Annotated in this window: 1 protein-coding gene; it reads left to right on the top strand. The window is 44.2% G+C overall.

The genetic code is table 11. The features are described from left to right. On the top strand, positions 1–895 hold an 895-nt coding region (locus WMO25_RS18440), incomplete at both ends, for a SpaA isopeptide-forming pilin-related protein (RefSeq protein WP_349086714.1).

Here is an 895-nt window from a genome sequence, read left to right as displayed (position 1 = left end):
CAGATGGCAAAGAAATCATCTACCGTGCGGTAGAAACGAAAATCAATGGAAAATCAGTAGATGAAACGTCAAAGACCAATGGCGCCTACGTTGTTTCTTACCAGTATGGAAAGGACGCTCAGTCAGAATCGGCATTTCAAACGGATCTGACGGTTGCGACAAACCGTGTTATCTATGGATTTGTCAATTTAAGCAAAAAGGCAGCCTACCTGGCACCGGATGTCAAGGAAGACAAAGATCTGCAAAATGTAACCTTTAACATTTATAAAAAGGGGCTGTTCGGTACCGGGGAAACACTGTATGCATCCAATATCAGAACAGATACGAATGGAAATCTGATTCATGAGAACGGAAAATACGGAGATGAGAAAAAATATCTGGTTGCCGGAATGTATGTATTAAAAGAAGTATCCACAGGTAGTGAGTATAGTGTCTGGAGTAAGGGCATTGAATTTACAGTGGGAAGTGGAGAAAAGAAACTGCTGACAGACGACTTAAAAGATACCGGAGAACATGGAACCGCCTGGATCAGTACCGAAAAAACGCTATTGGGCGGTCTGAAGCTGAAAACAGAGTATAAAGCTGCAGGCAATCAAACACATACGTTTCAGGATACCTGCCAGGCGGCTACAAACGATAGTACAGCGGTCAATCTGGAAAGCCGTGGTGTTCTTACCTTTACAAAGACCGGACCTAAGACAGAAGAAGGCTATGAGGATTTGAACGCCTATGGCGAGGCGACGGGTGCAAGTAGTGCTTATTTTGGCGTATATCTGGATGAAGCATGTACAACACAGGTGGCAGGTCTGGTGCCAAAAGCATCTGTAGTAGCAGGTTCAACGGATAAGACCACAATGGTTCTGACAAATAAGGCGAAGGACAACACAACGCTTGA

Origin of the sequence: Coprococcus intestinihominis, assembly GCF_040096555.1 — a bacterium.
Taxonomy (GTDB): domain Bacteria; phylum Bacillota; class Clostridia; order Lachnospirales; family Lachnospiraceae; genus Coprococcus_A; species Coprococcus_A intestinihominis.
Note: the sequence above shows the minus strand (reverse complement) of the source record. Positions and strands in the feature narration are given on the sequence as shown.